Origin of the sequence: Paraburkholderia piptadeniae, from assembly GCF_900007165.1 — a bacterium.
GTDB lineage: Bacteria > Pseudomonadota > Gammaproteobacteria > Burkholderiales > Burkholderiaceae > Paraburkholderia > Paraburkholderia piptadeniae.
This window is the reverse complement of the sequence record NZ_CYGY02000130.1, coordinates 1-3,961: the sequence shown is the minus strand read 5'-3', so window position 1 is coordinate 3,961 and position 3,961 is coordinate 1. Positions and strand designations below refer to the sequence as shown.

Annotated in this window: 4 protein-coding genes; all 4 read right to left on the bottom strand. The window is 60.9% G+C overall.

The features are described 5' to 3' along the window. A partial coding sequence (locus BN2476_RS42405; RefSeq protein WP_087740114.1) for a 4-hydroxyphenylpyruvate dioxygenase family protein occupies nucleotides 1-824 on the bottom strand: 824 nt, incomplete at its 3' end. A gap of 25 nt (nucleotides 825-849) precedes the next feature. Continuing rightward, nucleotides 850-2,250, bottom strand: coding sequence for an amino acid permease (locus BN2476_RS42400; protein WP_087740113.1), 1,401 nt, complete (start codon nucleotides 2,248-2,250; stop codon nucleotides 850-852). A gap of 16 nt (nucleotides 2,251-2,266) precedes the next feature. Next, on the bottom strand, nucleotides 2,267-2,596 hold the full coding sequence (locus BN2476_RS42395) for a EutQ-related cupin domain-containing protein (protein ID WP_087740112.1): 330 nt from the start codon (nucleotides 2,594-2,596) through the stop codon (nucleotides 2,267-2,269). Nucleotides 2,597-2,651: 55 nt separating this feature from the next. Further along, nucleotides 2,652-3,961, bottom strand: a 1,310-nt coding sequence (locus BN2476_RS42390; RefSeq protein WP_235851219.1) for an NAD(P)/FAD-dependent oxidoreductase, incomplete at its 5' end; no start/stop codon positions are given.

The following is a 3,961-nucleotide window of genomic DNA, read 5'->3' as shown; positions in this document are numbered from 1 at the left end:
AGCATTTCGTAGTAGATGTCGTTGGGGCCTGTCATCAGCGGGATGCCTGCCATCTGCAAGGCGTCCACGCTTTTGAAAATGTCATCGGTCAGCAGGGCGACGTGCTGGATGCCTTCGCCGTTGAACTGCATCAGGAACTCTTCGATCTGTCCTGAACCCTGTTTGGACTCTTCGTTGAGCGGGATGCGAATCTTGCCATCGGGTGCGGTAAGGGCTTTGGAAGTCAGTCCCGTGTACTCGCCCTGGATGTCGAAATAGCGGATCTCGCGGAAGTTGAAGAACTTCTCGTAGAACGAAGCCCAGTGCGCCATGCGTCCGCGATAGACGCTGTGCGTGAGATGATCCACGACCTTAAAGCCGTGACCAACCGGGTGGCGGTCCACACCGGGCAGGTACTCGAAATCGATGTCGTAGATGCTCTTCCCATCCTCGAAACGGTCGATCAGGTAGAGCGGAGCGCCGCCGATGCCTTTGATGGCTGGCAGGCGCAGCTCCATCGGACCCGTCGGGATATCAACCGGCTGTGCGCCAAGTTCGATTGCACGCGCATAGGCGTGATGCGCATCCTTGACGCGGAATGCCAGACCACAGGCAGAGGGACCATGTTCAGCGCCGAAGTACGACGCGACGCTTTGCGGCTCATTATTGACGATGAAGTTGATATCGCCCTGACGGAACAGCACGACCTGCTTGCTGCGATGACGCGCGACCATCGTGAAGCCGAGTTTCTCGAACAGCGGTTCGAGCACGCCCGGTGTGGGCGAAACAAACTCGACGAATTCGAAGCCCATCAGGCCCATCGGATTGTCAAAGAGATCAGACATGGAAGTGTTCCAGAAGTAGAGTGAATCAGGACGAAGCCATGATGGGTTCGGGATGACGGCCACGGACGCAGCGATATGCGAAGTACACGACACCGATCCACACAGGGATTGCGAACGCGGAAGCACGGATGCCCGGCGTCAGCAGCATCACGCCGACGATCAGCGCCATGAATGCGAGACACAGATAGTTGGTGACAGGGGAAAACGGCGCGGGGAAACCAGACTTCATGCCGGGCGCCGTGCGCGACTTGCGAAAGCGCAGATGCGTCACGATGATGGTGACCCAGGTGATGACAAGCGCAGCCACGATCAGCGACATCAGGATTTCAATCACGCTTGCCGGTGCAACGTAGTTCAGTACGATGCACAGCGCGGTGAAGATTGCCGGATAGATGATGGCCCGGACAGGCACGCCCCGGCTGTTGACCTGCATCAGCGATTTCGGCGCGTTGCCTTCGCTTGCCATGCCGTAGAGCAGCCGGCTGTTGCAATACACCATGCTGTTATAGACAGAGAGCGTTGCCGTCAGAATCACGAAGTTGAGAAGATTTGCCGCCAGGGTTTCGCCGATGCCCGAGAAGACGAGCACGAACGGGCTGTTGCTGTACGTGCCGCCCCCTGTCTTGAGTTGGGCGAGCAGATGGTCCCACGGTGACAGCATCAGCAACACCGCCATCGAACCGATGTAGAACACCAGCACACGGAAGATCAGCTGGTTGATGGCTTTCGGAATGACCTGACGCGGCCTGTCAGCTTCTGCGGCGGTAAAGCCGAGCATTTCGACGCCGCCGAACGAGAACATGATGAACGCCATCGCCATCACGAGACCGGAAACACCGTGCGGAAAGAATCCACCGTGCGACCAGAGGTTGCCAACCGACTGGCCCGGCCGATCCGTGCCCACGATCATGTAGACACCTACTGCAATCATCGCGATGACCGCCACGATCTTGATCAGCGCAAACCAGAACTCCACTTCACCGTAGATCTTCACATTGATGAAATTCACCCCATTGATAATGACGAAGAAGACGAGCGCGGTGACCCACGTCGGAATGCCCGGCCACCAGAACTGTACGAACTTGCCGACCGCCGTCAATTCGAGCATGCCGACCAGCACATACAGCGCGACACAATTCCACCCGGACAGGAAGCCCGCAAAGCGCGAACCATAGCGGCTGGCGAAGTGGCTGAACGAACCGGCACATGGTTCCTCGACCAGCATCTCGCCGAGAAAACGCATGATGAGAAACGCGACCAGTCCGCCGATGGCGTAGCCGAGCAGCATCGAAGGTCCGGCAAGTTCGAGGACGCCGGCGGAGCCGAGAAAGAGGCCAGTGCCGATCGTGCCGCCGAGTGCGATCAGCTGGATGTGCCGGTTCTTGAGCTTGCGCTCCAGATGACCGTGAGTGGAATTGGTTTGCATGCTGTTCTCCGACTTGTCAGTTGGTCACGAAGAACAGCTTCGCGTGAGTGCCAAAATATTTGACCGTGGCGCCTTTGCAGAGCTCGATCACGTCGCCCGGACGGCCCTCGACGCGCGTGCCATCGCTGGCTTCGACGCCGAACACGCCTTCGAGCACGAGGATCACTTCGTCGTACGTGAGCGTCTTGGGTTCGCAAAGCGCTTCGTGCCAGCGTCCAAAGCCGCAGGGCAGGACTGCGCCTTCCTTGTCGGAAATGGCCCACGAGATCTCTGCTGTGCCATCGGCGGCTCCCCCGCGATCCTTGGTCTGGATCGTGTCGCCCTTGATCAGTCGAATGCTCCGCATGTCTATGTCTCCTTGATTGAATAAAAGTGGTGCGCCGTGCGCGAGTGCGCTTGCGCTACAGTTCGTGCCGGCCCGAAGCCCGTTCGCGCATCAGCGTCAGATGCACGCCGATATCGCGGATCGGGCGGGGCGGGATATAACTGGCCGTTCCCTGGACCAGAAAGTCGTCGGTCAGCTCGCTGCGCTCGCCATTCGCAAGCTCTGCAATCAGCATCCCCGCAGCGGTGTGACGCACGATGCCTGCGCCGTTGCAGCAGGCGGCGGCATAGACGTTGTCGCTGACCTGACCGAAGGCGGGCGCGTGGTTGTGCGAAACGGCGAGCCAGCCCATCCAGAAGTGTTCGATGTCGAGCGAGCCGCCAAGGTGTCCGAAGCGGCGCGCGAGCAGTTCCGTGTGTTTCGCGCGAGCGGCATCGCGACGCGCCTCGTTTGTGTTGAGCGACGGGGAATAGTCGAATCCCTGGCGGATCAGCAGCCGCTTATCGGCGGTGAGTCGCAGCGTCGAGCCGGCGACGCCGTGCGCGGGGGTGATACCCCAGCTATCATCGGTGCCGAGTCTTGCCTGCTGGTCGGCCGTCAGCGGCTTGGTGAGGCTCGCGAAGAGCAGAACGGGAATCTGTCTGTCCTGAAAGACGCCAAACGACGGCGAGAACGCGTTCACAGCAAGAATGAGCTTGCCGAACCGGATGCGGCCTGCGGGCGTGCGGACATACGGCGATCGCCCGTTGAATTCGACTTCGACCACCGGCGAGTTTTCGTACAGTTCGACCTCGGGCGGTAGGCTGTCGGCAAGTCCGCGCACAAGTGCTGCAGGATTCATGAGGCAGGTGCCCGGCGTGTAGATCGCGGAGTGGTAGTAGCGGGTGCCCAGCCGGCGTTCGAGTTCGTCGCGCGTTAGCGCCTCGTACGATTCGCCCCACGCGCGCAGGTTCGACGCATAGGTATCGAGCACCTTGCCAGCGACTTCGCTCGTCACGGCAGCGTGATAGCGGCCGCGTCGCTCCCAGTCGCATTCGATGCGATGGTCCTGGATGAGACGTTCGAGCTCGGCGAGTGCGAAGCGTCCGACGCGGATCGCCTGGCGACCCTGTTCCACCGATGCGGCGGAAGTGGAGGGCGCGTGCGGCAGATCGATTGCGAAGCCGGAATTGCGTCCCGACGCGTTTTCGCCCACGACGCCGCTCTCCACCACGGCGATCGACTCCCTCGGCCGGAGTGCCGCCAGCCTGCGCGCGGCGGCCAGTCCGGCATATCCGGCCCCGATGACCACCCAGTCGAAATCCCGCTCACCGACGAGTGACGCCCGCGGCGACCGCTTGGGTAACAGGGCGCTCCATCCATTGGTGTGGTCGTCGTTCGGGAGGC

Excerpts from the sequence above, each read along its gene's own strand:
- BN2476_RS42395 (WP_087740112.1), bottom strand. The coding sequence starts at position 2,596 with ATGCGGAGCATTCGACTGATCAAGGGCGACACGATCCAGACCAAGGAT.
- BN2476_RS42400 (WP_087740113.1), bottom strand. The coding sequence starts at position 2,250 with ATGCAAACCAATTCCACTCACGGTCATCTGGAGCGCAAGCTCAAGAAC.